The sequence below is a fragment of the Streptomyces sp. NBC_01296 genome, assembly GCF_035984415.1.
Classification (GTDB): Bacteria; Actinomycetota; Actinomycetes; order Streptomycetales; family Streptomycetaceae; genus Streptomyces.
Genome location: NZ_CP130720.1, coordinates 4,714,472 through 4,732,695 on the forward strand (window position 1 = coordinate 4,714,472; position 18,224 = coordinate 4,732,695).

At 73.1% G+C, this 18,224-nt stretch carries 15 protein-coding genes and 1 tRNA gene; 3 read left to right on the forward strand and 13 right to left on the reverse strand.

What is annotated here, in order from left to right; all coding sequences use genetic code 11:
* The first annotated feature begins 115 nt into the window (after window positions 1-115).
* Entirely contained in the window at window positions 116-2,365 is a 2,250-nt protein-coding gene (locus OG299_RS21400; RefSeq protein WP_327362319.1) for a DEAD/DEAH box helicase, read from the forward strand.
* 157 nt (window positions 2,366-2,522) lie between these two features.
* A tRNA-Lys gene (locus tag OG299_RS21405) sits at window positions 2,523-2,595 on the forward strand.
* A gap of 120 nt (window positions 2,596-2,715) precedes the next feature.
* Here OG299_RS21405 and OG299_RS21410 read toward each other — a convergent pair.
* Complete coding sequence (locus tag OG299_RS21410; protein ID WP_327362320.1) at window positions 2,716-2,883, reverse strand: hypothetical protein; 168 nt, start codon at window positions 2,881-2,883, stop codon at window positions 2,716-2,718.
* A 336-nt stretch (window positions 2,884-3,219) separates the two neighbouring features.
* Here OG299_RS21410 and OG299_RS21415 point away from each other — a divergent pair, with 336 nt between their 5' ends.
* Window positions 3,220-4,203 carry a helix-turn-helix transcriptional regulator gene (locus OG299_RS21415; RefSeq protein WP_266627884.1) on the forward strand — a complete coding sequence of 328 codons (984 nt, stop codon included), beginning with the start codon at window positions 3,220-3,222 and terminating at the stop codon, window positions 4,201-4,203.
* Between the two features lie 15 nt (window positions 4,204-4,218).
* Here OG299_RS21415 and OG299_RS21420 read toward each other — a convergent pair whose 3' ends face one another.
* The 12 genes from OG299_RS21420 to OG299_RS21475 form a co-directional block, all read right to left on the reverse strand.
* Window positions 4,219-4,722 carry a rhodanese-like domain-containing protein gene (locus OG299_RS21420; protein ID WP_266627886.1) on the reverse strand — a complete coding sequence of 168 codons (504 nt, stop codon included), beginning with the start codon at window positions 4,720-4,722 and terminating at the stop codon, window positions 4,219-4,221.
* Window positions 4,649-5,785, reverse strand: coding sequence for a hypothetical protein (locus OG299_RS21425; protein WP_327362321.1), 1,137 nt, complete (start codon window positions 5,783-5,785; stop codon window positions 4,649-4,651). Before OG299_RS21425 ends, OG299_RS21420 begins: the two co-directional genes overlap by 74 nt.
* Entirely contained in the window at window positions 5,782-7,425 is a 1,644-nt protein-coding gene (locus OG299_RS21430; protein WP_327362322.1) for a methionine--tRNA ligase, read from the reverse strand. The genes OG299_RS21425 and OG299_RS21430 overlap by 4 nt, the downstream gene beginning before the upstream one ends.
* Window positions 7,422-8,060, reverse strand: a complete 639-nt coding sequence (epsC, locus tag OG299_RS21435; protein WP_266627892.1) for a serine O-acetyltransferase EpsC — start codon at window positions 8,058-8,060, stop codon at window positions 7,422-7,424. The genes OG299_RS21430 and epsC overlap by 4 nt, the downstream gene beginning before the upstream one ends.
* On the reverse strand, window positions 8,047-9,255 hold the full coding sequence (locus OG299_RS21440) for an NAD(P)/FAD-dependent oxidoreductase (protein ID WP_327362324.1): 1,209 nt from the start codon (window positions 9,253-9,255) through the stop codon (window positions 8,047-8,049). Before OG299_RS21440 ends, epsC begins: the two co-directional genes overlap by 14 nt.
* Window positions 9,252-9,680, reverse strand: coding sequence for a cupin domain-containing protein (locus tag OG299_RS21445; RefSeq protein ID WP_327362325.1), 429 nt, complete (start codon window positions 9,678-9,680; stop codon window positions 9,252-9,254). Before OG299_RS21445 ends, OG299_RS21440 begins: the two co-directional genes overlap by 4 nt.
* 15 nt (window positions 9,681-9,695) lie before the next feature.
* On the reverse strand, window positions 9,696-11,012 hold the full coding sequence (locus OG299_RS21450) for a SidA/IucD/PvdA family monooxygenase (protein ID WP_266627898.1): 1,317 nt from the start codon (window positions 11,010-11,012) through the stop codon (window positions 9,696-9,698).
* Window positions 11,009-12,421, reverse strand: a complete 1,413-nt coding sequence (locus OG299_RS21455) for a diaminobutyrate--2-oxoglutarate transaminase family protein (RefSeq protein WP_266627900.1) — start codon at window positions 12,419-12,421, stop codon at window positions 11,009-11,011. The genes OG299_RS21450 and OG299_RS21455 overlap by 4 nt, the downstream gene beginning before the upstream one ends.
* Before the next feature lie 21 nt (window positions 12,422-12,442).
* Entirely contained in the window at window positions 12,443-13,777 is a 1,335-nt protein-coding gene (locus OG299_RS21460; RefSeq protein ID WP_327362326.1) for a lysine N(6)-hydroxylase/L-ornithine N(5)-oxygenase family protein, read from the reverse strand.
* On the reverse strand, window positions 13,774-15,297 hold the full coding sequence (locus OG299_RS21465) for an ABC transporter substrate-binding protein (protein ID WP_327362327.1): 1,524 nt from the start codon (window positions 15,295-15,297) through the stop codon (window positions 13,774-13,776). The genes OG299_RS21460 and OG299_RS21465 overlap by 4 nt, the downstream gene beginning before the upstream one ends.
* Before the next feature lie 133 nt (window positions 15,298-15,430).
* Entirely contained in the window at window positions 15,431-16,708 is a 1,278-nt protein-coding gene (locus OG299_RS21470; RefSeq protein WP_327362328.1) for an ATP-grasp domain-containing protein, read from the reverse strand.
* Complete coding sequence (locus OG299_RS21475; RefSeq protein ID WP_327362329.1) at window positions 16,705-17,979, reverse strand: ATP-grasp domain-containing protein; 1,275 nt, start codon at window positions 17,977-17,979, stop codon at window positions 16,705-16,707. Before OG299_RS21475 ends, OG299_RS21470 begins: the two co-directional genes overlap by 4 nt.
* Between the last annotated feature and the right edge of the window lie 245 nt (window positions 17,980-18,224).

Here is an 18,224-nt window from a genome sequence, read left to right on the forward strand (position 1 = left end):
CCGTGGCTGACCGCATTGAGGCGGTCGATTTGCGATTCACGGAGTTTGGGCGCGTGCCGAGACTCCGGAAGGTTTCGCATTTCGCATGTCCATTTCCAGTTCTGACCGTGCCGTCATGCCCGAGAACGACTCGAACGAGATCGTCGACGCCGTCGAGGCCCTTGTGGTCACCGAGGCGATCGAGGCCGCTGAGGCGGACGAGATCATCGAGGCCCTCGAGGCCGACGTGACGACCGACCAGTCCATCGAGGCCGAGGCGGACGACGCCGACGCCGAGCCCACCATCACCTTCGGCGCCCTCGGTCTGCCCGAGGGTGTCGTGCGCAAGCTCGCGCAGAACGGTGTCACCTCCCCCTTCCCGATCCAGGCCGCGACCATCCCGGACGCCCTGGCCGGCAAGGACATCCTCGGCCGCGGCCGCACCGGCTCCGGCAAGACCCTCTCCTTCGGTCTGCCCACCCTGGCCCGCCTGGCCGGTGGCCACACCGAGAAGAAGAAGCCCCGCGCGATCATCCTCACGCCGACGCGTGAGCTCGCGATGCAGGTCGCGGACGCCCTCCAGCCGTACGGCGACGTGCTCGGCCTGAAGATGAAGGTCGTCTGCGGCGGTACGTCGATGGGCAACCAGATCTACGCCCTCGAGCGCGGTGTCGACGTCCTCGTCGCCACCCCGGGCCGTCTGCGCGACATCATCAACCGCGGCGCCTGCTCCCTGGAGAACGTCGAGGTGGCCGTCCTCGACGAGGCCGACCAGATGGCCGACCTGGGCTTCCTGCCCGAGGTCACCGAGCTGCTCGACCAGATCCCCGGCGGCGGCCAGCGCATGCTCTTCTCCGCCACCATGGAGAACGAGATCGGCACCCTGGTCAAGCGCTACCTGTCCAACCCCGTCACGCACGAGGTCGACAGCGCGCAGGGCAACGTCACGACCATGACGCACCACGTCCTCGTCGTGAAGCCGAAGGACAAGGCGCCGGTCACGGCCGCCATCGCCGCCCGCAAGGGCCGCACCATCATCTTCGTCCGCACCCAGCTGGGCGCCGACCGCATCGCCGAGCAGCTCGTCGAGGCCGGTGTGAAGGCCGACGCACTGCACGGCGGCATGACGCAGGGCGCCCGTACCCGCGTCCTCGCGGACTTCAAGGACGGCTACGTCAACGCGCTCGTCGCGACCGACGTCGCCGCCCGCGGCATCCACGTCGACGGCATCGACCTGGTCCTGAACGTGGACCCGGCCGGTGACCACAAGGACTACCTGCACCGCTCGGGCCGTACCGCCCGTGCCGGCAAGTCCGGTGTCGTGGTCTCGCTGGCGCTTCCGCACCAGCGCCGCCAGATCTTCCGCCTGATGGAGGACGCGGGCGTCGACGCCTCGCGCCACATCGTCCAGGGCGCCGGCGCGTTCGACCCGGAGGTCGCCGAGATCACCGGTGCGCGTTCGCTGACCGAGGTCCAGGCCGACTCCGCGAACAACGCCGCCAAGCAGGCCGAGCGCGAGGTCGCCGACCTCACCAAGCAGCTGGAGCGCCTGACGCGCCGTGCCGCCGAGCTGCGCGAGGAGGCCGACCGCCTGGTCGCCCGCTCCGCACGTGAGCGCGGCGAGGACCCGGAGGCCGCTGTCGCCGAGGTGGCCGAGGCCGCCGAGGCCGAGGTCGCGGCCGCCGTCGCGGCCACGCCGGCCGCCGAGGAGCGCCCGGCCTTCCAGGCCCGCGACGACCGCGGCAACTACGAGCGCCGCGACAACCGTGGTGGCGACCGTGGTGGCGACCGCGGCGGCGACCGCGGCGGTGACCGTGGCGGCTTCCGCCGCGACGACCGTCCGTCGGGCGGCTTCCGCTCGGGTGGCGACCGTCGTGACGACAACCGTGGTGGCGGCTTCCGTCGCGACGACCGTCCGTCGGGTGGCTTCAACCGTGACGACCGCGGTGGCGACCGTGGCGGCTTCCGCCGCGACGACCGTCCCTCCGGTGGCTTCCGCTCCGGTGGCGGCGACCGCCCGTCCGGCGGCTTCCGTCGCGACGACCGTCCGTCGGGTGGCTTCAACCGTGACGACCGCGGTGGCGACCGTGGCGGCTTCCGCCGCGACGACCGTCCCTCCGGTGGCTTCCGCTCCGGTGGCGGCGACCGCCCGTCCGGCGGCTTCCGTCGCGACGACCGTCCGTCGGGTGGCTTCAACCGTGACGACCGCGGTGGCGACCGTGGCGGCTTCCGCCGCGACGACCGTCCCTCCGGTGGCTTCCGCTCCGGCGGCGGCGACCGCCCGTCCGGCGGCTTCCGCCGTGACGACCGCCCCTCCGGCTCCGGCTCGACCGGCTCCTTCGGCGGCCGCCGCGACGACAAGCCCCGCTGGAAGCGCAACGGCTGACACCGGCCCCCGGCTCTGAGCTGATGGCCTGACAGGGCCCCCACGACACCGTCGTGGGGGCCCTGTTCTGCGTTTCGCCGGCCGCGACGGGGCCGGTCAGCCGATACTCGATCGGCTGGCCGGTGGTCTGCGGCTATGCTCTGGGGTGAGCACATGAGGGCCATTAGCTCAATTGGCAGAGCAGCGGACTTTTAATCCGTTGGTTGTCGGTTCGAGTCCGACATGGCCTACCGCTCCGAGGCCGGGGGGAACACCCTCTGACCTGCCACTGAGCGCCCCTCCGGTTTCGGCCGGACGGGGCGCTCAGTCGTTTCCCGGCGCATGCACCGCCTCGCCGGCCTCCCCCGGTTCTACGACCAGCCCGGCTCGAGGGGGGCGGCCTGGGGGAGGGGCGGGGCCGGGGTGCTTGCCGCGGTTGCGGGGGCGAGTTCGCGGGCCTGGCCGGCGGTGCTCGTGCCGATCACGGTGATCAGGGCGGCGGCGGTGACGGTGACGAGGGTGACGAGCTTGCGACGCATGGTGGGGAAGCCTCTTATCGAGCCGGTGGGATGAGGGGCGGTTGGCCGGATCTCTCGTTCCGGCGTGCCGCCATCGTGCCGAGCCGGGCAGGGCCGTGTCGCGCGTTTCCGCTGGCACAAAGCGCTCTGACATAACCGTGCCAGCCGGCCGGTTTTCCGGTCCGGGCGACTTCCGGACACCCGCCCGCCGTGTCCGCGTGATGGACGGTGTTTGTGCGGCCGTCGGCTGGTGGGGACAATCCGGGTGCAAGATCGGCCCTCGGAGGGCCGCGTACCGCCAGCGTTGTCGGTCCACAGCTGTGATGCCGCTCCGAACCGCGAGCTGGGGGGCTCCCTTTGTTGGTTTCTCTTGGGCTGACAGAGCGTTCAGATGCGCTCTACCGCCTCATCCTCAGACGGCCGGATATCGCCGTCGCCGATGTCTCCGCGGAACTCTCGCGGTCCGAGGACGACGTACGCGCGGACCTGGAGGAGCTGACCCGTCTCTCCCTCCTCGCGCCGTCCTGGCGGACCGACGGGCGGCTGCGGGCGGTGAACCCGAAGGCCGCGCTCGATTCGCTGCTCGCGCACCAGCAGGCGGAGATCGCCCAGCGCCACCGCGCCCTCGCCGAGAGCCAGGCCGCGGCGAGCGCGCTGCTGTCGCAGTACGCCGAACTGCACCCGGCCCAGCCCGCGCACGAGGCCGAGCGGTTCCTCGGCGTCGAAGCGGTCCGGGCCAAGCTGAGCGAGATGTCGGCCCGGACCCGCCGCGAGTCGATCAGCTTCCATCCCGGCGGGCCGGTGCCCGCCGAGCAGTTCAAGGCCAGCGAGCCGCTGACCGAGGACCTCATCGCCCGCGGCGTGAAGATCCGGACCATCTACCAGGACGCCATCCGCAACGACGCCGCCAGCCTCGAGCACGCGCGCTGGCTGACCGAGCGGGGCGGTGAGGTGCGGACCGTACCCTCGCTGCCGATGCGGATGGTCATCACCGACCGGGAGTTCGCGCTGATGCCGATCGACCCGGCGGACAGCGCGCTCGGCGCGGTGCTGCTGCGGGAGCCGGGCGCGGTCGCCGCCTTCTGCGCGCTGTTCGACTCGGTGTGGGAGACGGCCACCCCGTTCGGCGAGCCGCCCCGGCGCAGCCTCGACGACCCCGGCTCGCAGCCGCGCGAGCTGCTGCGCCTGCTGGCCCAGGGCTACACCGACGAGGCCGCCGCGCGCCGGCTGGGCATCTCCCTGCGCAGCGAGCGGCGGCTCATCTCGGAGCTGATGGAGAGACTGGACGCGCAGAGCCGCTTCCAGCTCGGGCAGCGGGCCGTCGAGGAGGGCCTGCTGTGAGCGGGCCCTGCGTGCTCAGCAGCCGCAGGCCGCGCCCGCCGCGACGGGGGCCGTCAGCGGGTCCGGCGGCGACTGGCGGATACCGGCGGAGTCCTCGACCGGGAAGCCCTCGCGGGACCAGTACTCGAAGCCGCCCAGCATCTCCTTGACCCGGTACCCGGCGGCGGCGAAGGCGTACGCCGCCCGGGTCGCGCCGTTGCAGCCGGGGCCCCAGCAGTACGTGACCACGACACTGCCCGGCGGCACCAACTCGGCGGCCCGGGCCGGGATCTCGTCCGTGGGCAGGTGCACGGCGCCGGGGACGTGGCCCTGCGCCCAGGCCTCGGCGCTGCGGCTGTCGACGAGGACGAAGCCCCCGGCGGCGGATTCCACGTCCGCGTGCACGTCGGCGACGTCGGCCTCGAAGGTGAACCGGCGGTGGAAGTGGGCCGCCGCGGTCGCCGGATCAGCCGGCGGGACGCGCAGCACCTTCGAGGACGTGGGCGGCGCGCTCTGAGTGGCCGGGGTCTGCGTGGTCATGGTCGGTGGGCTCCTGAGGACGAGGACGAGGACGGGGGCGGGGGCGGCGTACGGCCGCCACGGCGATGAGGGTGTAGAGGGCCGCGGTGGCTGCACCGGGGCCGATGAGCAGGGCGGGCAGGCCCCAGCGGGCGGCCCCGCCGAGGACGAGGACACCGAGGGCGATCAGGGCCGCGGCCACCACGCCGCCGCGCCGGGTCCGGCCGGTGAGCTCGGTCCAACGGGCGGCGGTGGCCTGGAGGTTGGTACGGCAGTACGTCCAGCAGAGCGCGGCGGAGCCGATCCCGAGTGTGGCCCCGACGGCCGCCGCGGCCGGGGGCGGCGCCGAAACGGCCGGCGGCGGACCCAGAAGTACGCAGTACAGCGCGGCCGCCAGCGCGATGCCGAGCAGGGTTCCGCCCAGCGTCCGCCGCCGCGCCGCGGCGGGGACCGCCCCTTCGAGGCCGACCCAGCCGAACAGCAGGGGCACGGCCACCAGGAGCGCGGCCCAGCCCGCCCGGTCCTCGGCCCCGGGCCCCGGGAGCGGCCCGCCGAGCACCCGCCAGGCGACGGCCAGCGCCAGCACCGCGGCCGGCCGCAGCCGCCGCCCCGCCGGGGACAGCCCCCGCGGGGCGAACCACGCGGACGCGGCCGCGCTGCACAACACCCCGGCGGCGGCCGCGTACGCCCGCCAGCCCGAGTCGCCGAGCGCGAACCCGGCGGCCCCCAGGGCCACTCCGGCCTGCCCGGTGGCGAAGCCGCCGAAGTAGAGCGCGGTGGCCGCCCGGGCCGGTCCCGGACCGAGCCGGTCCCCTACGAAGGCCACGGGCCCGGCGTCCGCCGTACCGCCGGCGGCGGCGACCAGCAGGCACCAGCCGGCCAGCACCCCCGCCACCGCGACCCCGGTCCAGGGGCCGGGCTGCGGGGCGAGGGCCGCCGGGAGCAGCAGGGCTCCGGCCCCGAGGACCGCGCCCAGCGCCTGCGCCGCACCGGCGGACCAGCCGTCGCCGGTCCCCGGAGCCGCCCCGGAAGGCGCAACCGGAGCCGCCCCGGCGGCCGCGGCCGGCGCCCGACCCGGGCTCACGACAACTCGTGGAAGAACAGCGGGGTGGCGGTCGGCAGCGTCGTGCCCTCCGCCAGGAGCCGTCCCTCCACGCCGGCCCAGACGGGCATCCGCGTGCCGAGGTCCACCGGCAGGCCCAGGTGCCCGGCGAGGAAGGCGGACCAGCCCGGCATCAGCGGCGCCGCGGTGACCGCGACCGCCGCCAGCAGCTCCACGTGCGCGGCGAGCCGGCCGGCGTACTCCTCGCGGGATCCGGCGGCCCGCAGCAGGGCGAGCTCCCGCAGGTCGGCGTCGGCCCGCTCGATCACGGTGGCCAGGGTGTCGGCGGCGCGCTGCGGGGAGAAGGCCTCCGCACCGAGGGCGGCGGCGATCTGCCCGGGCAGCGCCGCTCGTTCGGCGGCCAGCGGGCCGTCCGCGGGCCCGGCGGCCGGCACGACGGAGTCGAAGTCCTGGCCGAGCAGGTCCAGTACGGTGTCGGTCCACCGCTCCAGGCCGCCGGCGAGGACGGTGCTGAGGGTGTCGGCGAACTCCTTCATGGAGAAGTTGTTCTGCGCCCGCTCCGGGCCGGTCAGGCACAGGTGGAAGCGGAGCGCGTCCGCGTTGACCCGGCGCAGGAACTCGCCGCCCCAGATGGCGTGGCCGCGGCTGGTGGAGAACTTGTCGCCCTCCAGCCGGTAGAACTCGTTGATGACCACCTGCGCGGGCAGGGTCAGTTCACCCTGGGCGAGCAGCAGCGCCGGCCACAGCACGGCGTGCGAGAACGAGCAGTCGAAACCGATGAAGTTGACGATCCGGGTCTCGGGGTCGGTCCACAGCCGCTCCCACTGCGAGCGGTCGCCGTTCGCCTCGGCGACCCGCGCGGTGCCCGCCGCGTAGCCCCAGATGCCGCTGAACCAGGTGTCGAGGACGTGGCCCTCCCAGCCGGGCAGCGGGACCGGGATGCCGTAGTCCGCCTCGCGGCTGATCGCGGTGTCGGGCAGGGCCCGCTCGAACAGGCCGTCCAGGTACGAGATCAGCCGGGGCCGCCACTCGGCCTTGGCCTGAGCGTCGGCGTAGTACGCCTGGAGGCGCTCGCGCCAGCGCTCCAGCGGGAAGACGATGCGGCGCATGGTCGTGGTCTCGGGGGCGTTCCAGCAGGCGGTGCAGCGGGGGGCGGCGAGCCCGGCCGGGTCCTGCGGCAGCCCGCAGGCCTCGCAGTACACGCCGTCGGAGGGTTCGGCGCAGAACTGGCACTCGCCGCGCACCTCGGCCTCGTACAGGTACCGCTCGCAGGGGGCGCAGTGGAAGACGGGCAGCTCCTGCACCTCGAGGGCGCCGGACTCCCACAGTTCGAGGAAGAAGCGCTGGACGAACTCGGTGTGGGTGGAGTCGGTGAGCGGGCGGGTGAACCAGTCGTGGTGCATGGCGCCCAGCGACAGGGTCTCCTCCATGCGGTCGCCGAAGAGCTTCGCGGTCGGGTACGCGGTGGAGCCGATCTCGGCCGCCCGGCGCGGTACGTAGCAGGAGTGCTCGTCGGAGTAGCCCACGTAGCGGACGTCGTGGCCGCGCTGGCGCAGGTGGCGGGTCAGGACGTCGGCGCCGAGGAAGGGGCCGGAGAGGTGGCCGAGGTGGAGGTCGCCGTTCGGGTTCGGCGGGGCGCTGGTGACGACGTAGGAGGTCATGATGCGTGGCTTCCTTCGGGGACGATCAGGGCGGAGGAGTCGAGGGGGGCCGCGGTGTCGAGCGGCGGCAGCGCGGCGGAGGCGGCGGCGACGACCCGGCTGCGCGGCGGCAGGTCGTCGAGGACGACCGAGTGCGCGCCGATGCGGGAGTCGGCGCCGATGGTGACCGGGCCGAGCACGCTGGCCCCGGTGCCGATGACGACGCGGTCGCCGACGACGGGGTGGCGGCGGGATCCGGAGGGGCGGCGCAGGTCCTTCCACCAGCCGACCGAGCCGAGCGTGACCTGGTGGTAGAGCATCACGTCGTCGCCGATCCGGACGGTCTCGCCGATGACGACGGCCGTGCCGTGGTCGACGAAGAAGCGGCGGCCGATCCGCGCCCCGGGGTGGATCTCGATGCCGGAGACGGCGCGGGCCAGCAGGGACAGGGCGCGGGCGGCGACCCGGTGGCCGCGGCCCCAGAGCCAGTGCGCGACGCGGTAGCTCCACAGGGCGTGGATGTGCGGGTAGAGCAGCACCTCGGCGCGGGACGTGGCGGCCGGGTCCTTGGCGAGGACGGTCTGCACGTCCTCGCGCAGCACCTCGCGCAGCGGGCGCCGCAGCTCCTGCTCCGGGCCGGGCTCACATGTGGTCATACGGGGCCTCCGGACGGATCGGGCGGCCCGCGAGGAAGCGCTGCGGCCGGTACGGCTCCAGCAGCTCCTGCACGGCCTTGCCGGGGACGGCCCCGCCCTCGACGATCTCCTTGGCGGCGAGCTCGGCCACGGCGGGCGCCAGCTTGAAGCCGCCGCCGCTGAAGCCGAGGGCCAGGTACAGCCCGTCCGGGCCGGCCGCGCCCACGACCGGGCGCTTGTCGGGGGTGTAGCCGTCGAGGCCGGAGCGGGTGCCCGCGAGCGGGGCGGTGGCGGCGGCCGGGACCCGGTTCGCGATGGCGGCGATCGCGGCCTCCAGCTCGTCCTCGGTCAGCGGCTCCACGTCGCGGCCCAGTTCGGTGTCGGGCTTGCTGGGGACGCCGAAGTAGAAGCGGTCGAGGCCGTCGGGCCGGAAGTAGCTGCCGGTGGTGTCGTCGATGCAGGTCGGTACGGAGGACGCCGACCCGCGCCGGCCGGCGCCCGGCAGCTCGGCCTGGGCCAGCCCGATCCGGCGCGCGGTGACGGGGATGTGGATGCCGAGGTGCTCGGCGGGGGCGGAGCCCCAGGCGCCGCCGGCGAGGACGACGAGCGGGGCGTCGATGCGGCCGATGGAGGTGAGGACGCCGGTGACGGTGCCCGCCGTCTCCAGCACCTTCCGGGCCCGGATGCCCTCGGAGGGCGAGACCCCGAGCCGGTAGGCGGCGGTGAGCAGCGCGGCGGAGGCGGCCATCGGGTCGGCGTAGCCGCCCTCGGGCTCGTACGCGGCCAGGGCCACGTCGTCGGTCCGCAGGCCGGGGTAGATCTCCTTCAGTTCGGCGGCGTCGATGACCTCGACGCGGCGGTATCCGGCGGCCTCGCCCGCGGCCGCGGCGTTGTAGCGCAGATCGTCGGCGTGGTTCTCGCCGACGATCATGACGAAGCCGGTGCGGCGGTAGCCGCAGTCGCCGCCGATGACGTCCGACCACTGCTCGAAGACGGGCAGGCTGCGGGCGGCGAGCCGGGTGTCGGCGACGGCCGTGTGGTGCAGCCGCAGCAGTCCGCCGGAGCGGGAGGTGGCGCCCTGGGCGTTGACCCGGCCCTGGTCGCACAGGACGATCCGGCCGATGCCGGCGAGGGCGAGCTGGTGCGCGATGGCCGCGCCGATCACCCCGCCGCCGACGACGATGGCGTCGGCGTGCGCGTGGACGATGGGACTCATGCGTCCACGCTCCGGTCGGTTGAAGGCGTACCCGGGTCCGTGATGCCGAACTCGGCGGCCCACTTGGCGCGGTCCCGGGCCACGGCGTCCGAGCCGCCCCACCAGATGGTGACGAAGCGCAGCCGGACGTCACCGTCGTTGGTCAGGTCGTGGTTCTGGAACGGGGTGATGAACACGGTCTCGCCGGCGCGGACCCGGCGGGTCTGCGCGCCGATCCGCATCACCCCGCCGCCCTCGACGATGAAGAACATCTCGTTCTCGTCGTGGTCGTGCGGGGTGGAGGTGGCGCCCGGCGCCACGTCCACCCAGGCGCCGCCCCAGTTGGGCTCCTCGACGGCCTCGGGCCAGGGGAAGATCCGCCGGCCGCTGACGTTGTACGGCTCCTCGAAGACCATGTCGTCCTCGTGGGCGGTGAAGATGTGCATCGCGTACGGGTCCAATCAGGCGGCGACGGGCTGGCGCAGGCGGGCGCGCAGGTCGCGGTGGATGGTGTCGGCCTTGGCGGCCATCTGGCTGAAGGAGGTGGCGCTGCCGATGCCGTGCCGCCACTCGGTGAGCCCGTCGAGGTAGATCCCGACCTCGCAGTCGTCGGTGGTACGGGCGCGGTAGGCGCGGGTGACCTCGGGCCGGCCCTGCGCGTCGAGGCGCAGGTGGGGCACGAAGGCGGCGAGCTGCCGGGGGAGGGCGGTCTCGCGGTAGCCGGTGCAGACGATCACCGCGTCGGCCTCGATCAGGCCGCTCTCGCCGGTGAACACCTCCGCGGTGCGCAGCACCACCCGCCCGTCCGGGGCTTCGTCGACGGCGGTGACCTCGGTGCGCTTGTGCATGTGCAGGCGCTGCCGGCCGGTGAACCGGTCCTGGTAGACCGCCTGGTAGAGGGCGGTGGAGACGTCGGGGTCCACCGCCGCGTAGTTGGTGGCCCGGGCCTGGTCCAGGGCGCGTTCGCGCTGCTCGCCTTCGAGCCCGTAGAAGTAGTCGGTCTCGTCGGGGAAGTACACCTCGTTGCTGAAGTGGCCGAGCTCGTACATCCGGAAGCCCGCGTGGCGGACCACCGAGTGGATCTCCGCGTCCGGATGCTGTGCGGCCAGGTGCAGGACGATCTCGCCCGCGGTCTGCCCGGCCCCGATCACCGCGATGCTGCGCAGCGGCCGGTCGCCGAGGGCGGCCAGGGACGGCAGCAGCTTCGAGGCGTGGAAGACGCGCTCGCCCAGGTGCGGGCGGAACAGCTCCGGTACGTACGCCTCGTGGCCGGTGGCCAGCGCGATGTTGCGGCCCTCCACGGTGTGCAGGGAACCGTCGCGGGTGTCGCGGGACAGGACGCGGGCGGTGCGGACACGGCCGTCGGCGCCGGTGACGGGCTCGACGCTCAGCACTTCGCGGTGGTAGTCGACGGCGCCGCGGACCTGGCCGGCGGCCCACTGCACGTAGTGCGACCACTCCAGGCGGCTGACGTAGCCGCCCATCAGCGTGAACGGGTAGAAGCGGCCGCTCTGCTGGAGGTAGTGGGGGAAGGTGAAGCGGGAGCGGGCGTCACGCGGGGTCGCGAAGTCGCGCAGGAAGTGGTGCTGGACGTCGGTGCCGGGCAGCACCAGGTTGGGCTGCCACGCGGAGTCGGCGGCCTTCTCCAGGTAGCGGGCGGCCAGCGGGGCCGCGCCGGTGGCGTCGTCGTGGTCCTCGACGGCGGCGGCGAGGGCGATCCCGGAGGGGCCGAAGCCCGCCACCACCAGGTCCTGCACGCAGGTGTCGTGCGGCGTCATCGCGCACCGCCCGTCGGCAGGCCGAGCGCGGCCAGGGCGGCGGTCAGGGACTCGCGGATGATCCGGCCGGCCTGGTCGATCTCGCGGGCCGAGCAGTTCAGCGGCGGCAGCATGCGCACGACGCAGTCGTCGCGGCCGCCGAGCTCGATGATCAGGCCGCGGCTGACGGCCTCCCACTGCACCCGCTTGGCGAGCCGGTCGGCGGGCAGCCCGGTCTGCGGGTCGGTCAGCTCGACGCCGGTCATCAGGCCGAGACCGCGTACGTCCGCCACGTACGGGGTGACCTCGCGCAGGCCCTGGAGGTGGACCATCAGCTGGTCGGCGCGGGCCCGGACGTTCTCCAGGACGCGCTCGCGCTTGACGACCTTCATGGTGGCGACGCCGGCGGCGAACGCGGGCTGGTTGCCGCGGAAGGTGCCGGAGTGCGCACCGGGCTTCCAGACGTCCAGCTTCTCGTCGTACAGGATCACGGAGGCCGGCAGGCCCATGCCGGACAGGGCCTTGGAGGCGCACACGACGTCGGGCTCGATGCCGTACTGCTCGAACGCGAACCAGGTGCCGGTGCGGCCGCAGCCGCTCTGCACCTCGTCGACGATGAGCGGGATGCCCAGGCGCCGGGTGACCTCGCGGATCCGCTGGACGAACTCGACCTCGGCCGGGATGACCCCGCCCTCGCCCTGCACCAGTTCCATGATCACGGCGGCGGGCAGGGTGATCCCGCCGTTGACGTCGGTCAGCGCCTTCTCCAGGAACGCGGCGCAGTTGACCTGGCAGTTGTCCCGCTTGAGGCCGAGCGGGCAGTTGTGGCAGTTGGAGTACGGGAAGAAGTGCACGCCCGGCATCCGGCCACGGACCGGCTCCTTCTGCTCGACGAGGCCGGTGACGCTGAGCGCGGCCAGGGTCGCCCCGTGGAAACCGCCCTGGAAGGTGATGATCTCCTCGCGGCCGGTGGCGGTCTTGCACAGCTTGAGGGCGGCGTCGACGGCGTTGGCGCCGGTCGGCCCGCAGAAGTGGATCCGGGTGCGCTCGCGCATCGGCTCCGGCAGCATCCCGATGGTCAGGTCGGTGAACTCGTCCTTGACCGGGGTGGGGAAGTCCAGGCCGTGCACGAACTCGTCGAGCTGGCGGTGCGCGGCAGCGAGCGGCTCGGGGTGGTTGTGGCCCAGGGACAGCACCCCGGCGCCGCTGAGGAAGTCGAGGAAGACGTTCCCGTCGAGGTCCTCCACGTAGGAGCCCTTGCCGCGGCGGATCGCCATCGGCAGTTTGCGCGGGTAGGAGCGGGAGTTGGACTCGCGGCCGGCCTGGCGGTCCAGCAGCTCGGCGCTGCGCGGGCCGGGCAGCGGGCCGGTGATCACGGGGGCGCTGTAGAGGCGCGGGGCCGAGACCGGGGTGTCGATCGTGGCGGTCATGGGAAACGTGGACCCTTCCGGTCAGGCGGCGGCGAGTACGGCGCTGCGGTCGGTGGCGGCGGCGGTCAGGCGGGCGGTCAGGGCGTCGGTGAGGGTCGCGGCGCGCAGCGACAGGAGGCTGAAGGAGCCGGCGTCGCCGATGCCGTGGCTGGACTCGCACAGGCCGTTCAGGAAGAGCGGCGGGGTCCCTTCGGCGGCCGGTTCGAGCGCGTAGTCGGCGGACACCTGCAGGCGTCCGTCCGGCTCGGTGGCGAAGAGCTTCGCGAGCGGGGCCATCAGCGGCGGGCACAGCTCCTCGTGCGGGCCGGGACCCATGTTGCGGAAGCCGGTGGCGAGGACCGCGAAGTCCACGGTCTCGCTGATCCGCTCGCCGGTGGTGCGCTCGACGAAGTCCAGGGCGATCCGGTCCCCGGTCTCCGGGGCCACGCCCACGGCCTCGTGGTTGCCGCGGACGAACACCTTCTGGTCGCCGTCGAGTTCCTGCTCGTAGATCGTCATGTAGAGATCGCGGAGCACGTCGCCGTCGGCGGAGGAGTAGTTCGTGCCGTGCATGTACGCGTCGAGGGCCTTCTTGCCTTCCCGGGACGCGCGGAAATAGTAGTCGGTGAACTCGGGGAAGTAGCCCTCCTCGCTGAAGGGGCTGGTGTCCTTCAGCCGCAGCGAGTGCGAGCGCGTGTACGTGGTGACCTTGGTGTGCGGGAAGCGGCGGTGCAGGTCGAGGGCGAGCTCGACGGCGCTCTGGCTGCCGCCGATGACGGCCACCGACTCCGGGGCGCGGCCCTCGCCGGTCAGCTCCGCCAGCTTCGGAAGGTAGTGGGTCAGGTGGAAGATCCGCGGGGTGCGCAGCGCGTCGTACGGGGCCGGGACGTACGGGGTGCGGCCCGGGCCCATCACCAGCGTGCGGCCCAGGTAGCGGCTACCCGACATGGTGGTGACCTCGTAGACGCGTTCGCCGGACTCCTCGACGATCTCGACGCGGGCGGCCCGCTGGTTGCAGTCGACCAGGTGCGAGAAGGAGCCGGCGGCCCAGCGGATGTACCCGGCGTACTCCTTGCGGAGCGGGAACTCCGAGGGGAGGTTGAGGTGGCGCAGCAGCCGGCCCTGCTCGTGCAGGTAGTTCAGGAAGGTGTAGCGGCTGCGCGGGTTGCGCAGGGTCACCAGGTCGCGGCTCGGGTGGTTTTGGATGTCCGAGCCGTCCAGCAGCATCCCGGGCTGCCACTCGGGGCTCGGGCGGGCCTCCAGGAAGCGGGCCGTCAGGGGCGACTCGCGCTCCTCGAGGGCGATGGCAAGGGCCAGGTTCGCCGGGCCGAAGCCGATGCCGAGGATGTCGTAGACGGGAGTCGTGCTCGCACTCATCGGTTGGTCTTCCTTGCCTTGACAGTGGTGAGGGTGGGGTTTCCGTCGAAGTCGATGCGCAGGCCGGTGACCCGGCCGGCGGCGTGGACCCGCTGGTCGGTCCGGTACCAGAGCGGGATCAGCGCCAGGTCCGCCATCGCGGTACGGTCCGCGCGGCGCCAGGCGTCGGCGCGCTCGGCCGGGTCCGTCGAGGCCCGGGCGCGCGCCACCAGCGCGTCGAACTCCGGGTTCACGTAGCGGCCTTCGTTGTCGCCGTGGGCCGTGCCCTCGGCGTCGGGCGCCGTGCACGAGGAGTGCAGCAGCGGGAAGAGCATGTTGTCGGGGGTCGGGTAGTCGCAGGCCCAGCCGGCCCGGCAGAACCCGGCCGCCGCGATCGAGGTGCGGTGGTCGACCAGCCCGCGGGCGTCGGTGCGCAGCAGCACGATCCGCCAGCCCAGGACCTCCTCCAGGCCGCGGGCCAGGGCCTTGACCCAGTCGTCGTGCCCGGCGCCGGTGTTGTACGCGAACTCGACGCGGCTGCCGGGAACGAGACCCGCCCGCAGGGCCGCCGCACGGGCCCGCTCCGGGTCGTAGGCCGACCAGCCGGAGTCTGGATCATCGGCGGCCGGCTCTGCGAGCGGGGTGTGGGCCTTGCCGAACCAGGGGGACAGCAGGGAGTGGGCCGCGCTGCGCCGCCCCTGGAAGTACGTGTCGATCAGCCCCTGGCGGTCGATGGCCGCGGACAGGGCCCGGCGGGCGTCCAGCGAGTCCATCGGCGCCTGGTGGCAGAACGGGATCAGGTAGAAGAGGCCCGCGCCCTCCTGCTCGAGGAAGCCGTCCAGGGCGGCTGCCTCGGCGGTGCGCGCCGGGGGGATCCGGGCGTAGTCGTAGACGCCGGCCAGGAAGCGTTCGTACTCGTCGTCCAGGCCGGTCACCGCGTCGAGGATGTCGATGTGCACCGCGCGCACCTCGGGCGCGGGCCCCGCCCACAGGTCGTTGCGCTCCAGCCGGATCGCCGTCCCGTGCTCCCAGGGGCCGGCCATCTTGAACGGGCCGTTGCCGACCGGGAGGTCGTTGTACGCCGGGTTCAGCGCCGGCCCGGCGCACTGCGGGACCGGGCTGAAGATCGGCTGGAGGGTCTTCAGGTCGAACTGCACGTCGGGCTCGGACAGCTCGACCACCAGCGTGGTGTCGTCGACCGCGGTGAAGGAGCGCACGCCCGCCAGGTGGTACGCGGTCTCCGTACGGGCCTCGGGGTCCAGCGCCCGTGCCCAGCCGCGAACGAAGCTGTGCGCGGTGACCGGCTCGCCGTTGCTGAACACCGTGCCGGCGCGCAGCGTGAAGGTCCAGGTCGTGGCGGTCGGGTCGCTCTCCCAGGACCGGGCGGTGGCGGGGATCAGGGCGCCGTCCTCGTCGAGGGCGAGGAGTCCGGTGAACAGGGCCTTGCAGACGAGGATGCCCTCCCCTTCCTGGGCCTTGTACGGGTCGATGGCGGTGGGCTCCGTGATTCCCATCCGGAACACGGGGTCGTTGGCGTGCACGTGGGGCTCTTTCCGCGGTCGGTGGAGTGGGGAGTGAAGGGGCGCCGAGCGATGTTTCACGTGAAACAGCGCACTGGGCAGGGCCGTTGGGCGATGTTTCACGTGAAACAGCGCGCCGGGTGGGCAGGGCAGGTCAGGCCGGTACGACGACCACGTCGAGCCGCTCGTCGAGGTCGGCGGCGATCCGCTCCACCCGGTCGATGTCGGCGGGACTCCGGTAGGGCGCGGCCACCGCGAGCGAGCCGGCGATCTCGTACCAGCCCTCGGGCGCGCGCCGCAGCCGGTCGCCCGGCTTCGAGGCGGGGATGTACGAGCGGAAGTACGGGGAGTGCGTCGCGTCGCCGGGGTTGTTGCGGACCAGGGTCCCCGTCCGGTACGCGAACTTGATGCAGGTGGCGGCGCGCGGGGCCGCGGTCCGGAGCACCTCGCCGTCCAGGAGCGCGGCGAGATCCTCCGCGTCCTCCCCGGCGAGCACGGCCTTGGCGTAGAGGCGGACCGCGTCGATGCCGTGGACCTCGCGCAGGTTGCGGTAGTTCTGGCCGCCGCTCATCCGGGTGGCGAACTCAACGACCCGGTAGCGGCCCTCGGAGTCCTGCCGGAACTCGGCGTTGAACAGGCAGTGCCGTACGCCCAGGCCCGCCGCGATGCCCTCGGCGACCGCGACCAGCTCCGGCTCCTCCTCCGGGGTACGGAACGGGAGGGTGTAGAAGTCCTCCTCGAAGTACGGGCCGGGCATCTGCATCTTGTTGGTGACGCCCACCAGGTGGAACGTCCCGTCCAGGACCACCCCGTCGAGGGTGACCTCCTTGCCCGGGAGGAACTCCTCCAGCAACGCGATCTCGGGGCCGTCGCTGGGGAAGTAACCGCCCCACTCCTCGGCGAGGCGGGCCACGTCGGTGAGCGCCCGCTCCAGCTCGCCGCGGTCGCGGACCAGGCTGACGCCGATGCTGGCGGCCAGTGCGCTCGGCTTGACGATGAACGGGTACGTGAAGGCCTCCGCGGCGGCGAGACCCGCCTCGACACCGTCGACGCCCGCGAACTGCGGGCCCGGCAGCCCGTGCCGCTCCAGGAAGGACCGCTGGAGCTGCTTGTCGCGGGAGATCAGGTCGGCCTCGGGGCGCGGCCAGGTGTGCCCGAGCAGCTGGTTGACCTTGGAGGTGACGGCGATGTCGCTGTCGTAGAAGGTGATCGCCGAGGCGATGCCGAGCCGGCGGGCCGCTGCGGCGCAGAACTCGGCGAGCTCCGTGCCCTCCAGCTCCTCCGGGATCGGCACGACGTTCGCGAACCGGCCGTCGTCCGCGGCCTGCGCGACCCGGGTCGCAAGGTGGATCTCCAGACCCATCCGCTCCAGGGTCTCGATGTGCTCGCGGTGCCACGCGTACGTGTTCCGCATGATCAGCAGGATCTTCATGACGCGGTCTTTCCGTGGGAGTCGAGCGGGGTGGGGGTGGTGACGACGGTGACCTTCTCGGTCAGCCGCTCGGCGGTGGCGACGGCCGCCTCGGTGTCCGCCCCGGTGACCAGCACCTGGCCGACCCGGTCCCAGTTGCCGCGCAGCTCCCCGACGGTGTCGCCGGGCCGCACGCCGGTCTCCACGTCGATGACGTCGGGCAGGGCCCTGGCCTCGTCCGCGCCCTGGATCTCCACGACCGTGCCCGGCTCGGCGGACAGGAAGCGGGTGGCCGCCGCACGGCGGGGGACGGGGCGCTCGGTGAGGGCCGGGACCAGCCCGAACTGCCAGGCCACGATCCACTCTTCGAGGTCGATGCCGTAGGCCGAGTCCAGCAGGTCGAAGATCCGGTCGCCGCCCATGCGGTTGTGGCTCTCGATGATCTGCGGGCCCGCCGGGGACAGCCGCAGCTCGGTGTGGGCGGCTCCGTCGGTGAGGCCCATCGCGTCCAGGAAGCGGTCGACGGCCTCCTCGATGCGCCGCTCGTCCGCCGGGTCGAGGCGGGCCGGCAGGGCGTGCCCGAGCTCGATGAACCCGCCGCCCGTGAGCTTCTCGGTCACCGCCAGGACGATGTGCCGCCCGGCGAACGAGAAGCTCTCGACGCTGTATTCGGGGCCGGGGATGTACTGCTCGGCGATGAAGCGGCCGATGGTGAAGAACGCACCCCACTGGAGGTCGGTGCGGGCCCGCAGGGCCTCCACCCCGGCCCAGGCCTCGGCGGCCTGCTCCGGCCCGTCGATCCGTACGACGCCCAGGCTCGCGGTGGCGTCGACGGGCTTGAGCACGAACGGGTAGCCGTGCTCGTCGCCGAAGGCGGTCAGCGCCTCGGCACTGCCGACCTCGGCGGCGGCCACCGACAGGGCCCGCACCTGCGGGGAGGGGGACGCGGCCAGGTGGCGGCGCATCGCGTGCTTGTCGCGCAGCAGTTCGGCGACCTCCTCGGAGGTGTTGCCGAGCCCCAGGTGGTCGCTGATCCGGCCGGCCGGGACCAGTCCCGGCTCGGTGATCGAGGCGACCCGGGTGAAGCCGTACGCCTGCTGCGCGGCCTCGACCAGCGGACGGGTGACGTCCCAGTCGGTGTAGTCCGCGATGAGGACGGCCTCGGCGAGCGCCGCGGCCTCGGGCACGAACTGGTCCTTGTGCTGGATCAGCACGAAGCGGATTCCGAGAGCCGCCGCCTTGCGCAGCGTCTGTATCCGTCCGCCGACGACGAGAAGCTTGTGTTCGGTCATGGCCAGAACTCTGCAGCAGAATTCCGGGCCGGGAAATGGATTGCGACTGGCACAAGCATGCCCGGCACGAATGACGCAGGAGCAGGTCGGCGGCGATCTTGGAACGGGTGCATCAGAGAGCCGCCGGGCAAGAATGTGCCAGCCTCCTTTGTGCCAGCACTCAGCTCTGGGCAGGGCCTTGACCGGCGGGTTTCATGGTGAACGCCACCTCATCCGTGATGCGTCCCCCCATCGAGAAGGAGCCC

Excerpts from the sequence above, each read along its gene's own strand:
- OG299_RS21400 (WP_327362319.1), top strand. The coding sequence starts at position 116 with ATGCCCGAGAACGACTCGAACGAGATCGTCGACGCCGTCGAGGCCCTT.
- OG299_RS21410 (WP_327362320.1), bottom strand. The coding sequence starts at position 2,883 with ATGCGTCGCAAGCTCGTCACCCTCGTCACCGTCACCGCCGCCGCCCTG.
- OG299_RS21420 (WP_266627886.1), bottom strand. The coding sequence starts at position 4,722 with ATGACCACGCAGACCCCGGCCACTCAGAGCGCGCCGCCCACGTCCTCG.
- OG299_RS21430 (WP_327362322.1), bottom strand. The coding sequence starts at position 7,425 with ATGACCTCCTACGTCGTCACCAGCGCCCCGCCGAACCCGAACGGCGAC.
- epsC (WP_266627892.1), bottom strand. The coding sequence starts at position 8,060 with ATGACCACATGTGAGCCCGGCCCGGAGCAGGAGCTGCGGCGCCCGCTG.
- OG299_RS21440 (WP_327362324.1), bottom strand. The coding sequence starts at position 9,255 with ATGAGTCCCATCGTCCACGCGCACGCCGACGCCATCGTCGTCGGCGGC.
- OG299_RS21445 (WP_327362325.1), bottom strand. The coding sequence starts at position 9,680 with ATGCACATCTTCACCGCCCACGAGGACGACATGGTCTTCGAGGAGCCG.
- OG299_RS21450 (WP_266627898.1), bottom strand. The coding sequence starts at position 11,012 with ATGACGCCGCACGACACCTGCGTGCAGGACCTGGTGGTGGCGGGCTTC.
- OG299_RS21455 (WP_266627900.1), bottom strand. The coding sequence starts at position 12,421 with ATGACCGCCACGATCGACACCCCGGTCTCGGCCCCGCGCCTCTACAGC.
- OG299_RS21460 (WP_327362326.1), bottom strand. The coding sequence starts at position 13,777 with ATGAGTGCGAGCACGACTCCCGTCTACGACATCCTCGGCATCGGCTTC.
- OG299_RS21470 (WP_327362328.1), bottom strand. The coding sequence starts at position 16,708 with ATGAAGATCCTGCTGATCATGCGGAACACGTACGCGTGGCACCGCGAG.
- OG299_RS21475 (WP_327362329.1), bottom strand. The coding sequence starts at position 17,979 with ATGACCGAACACAAGCTTCTCGTCGTCGGCGGACGGATACAGACGCTG.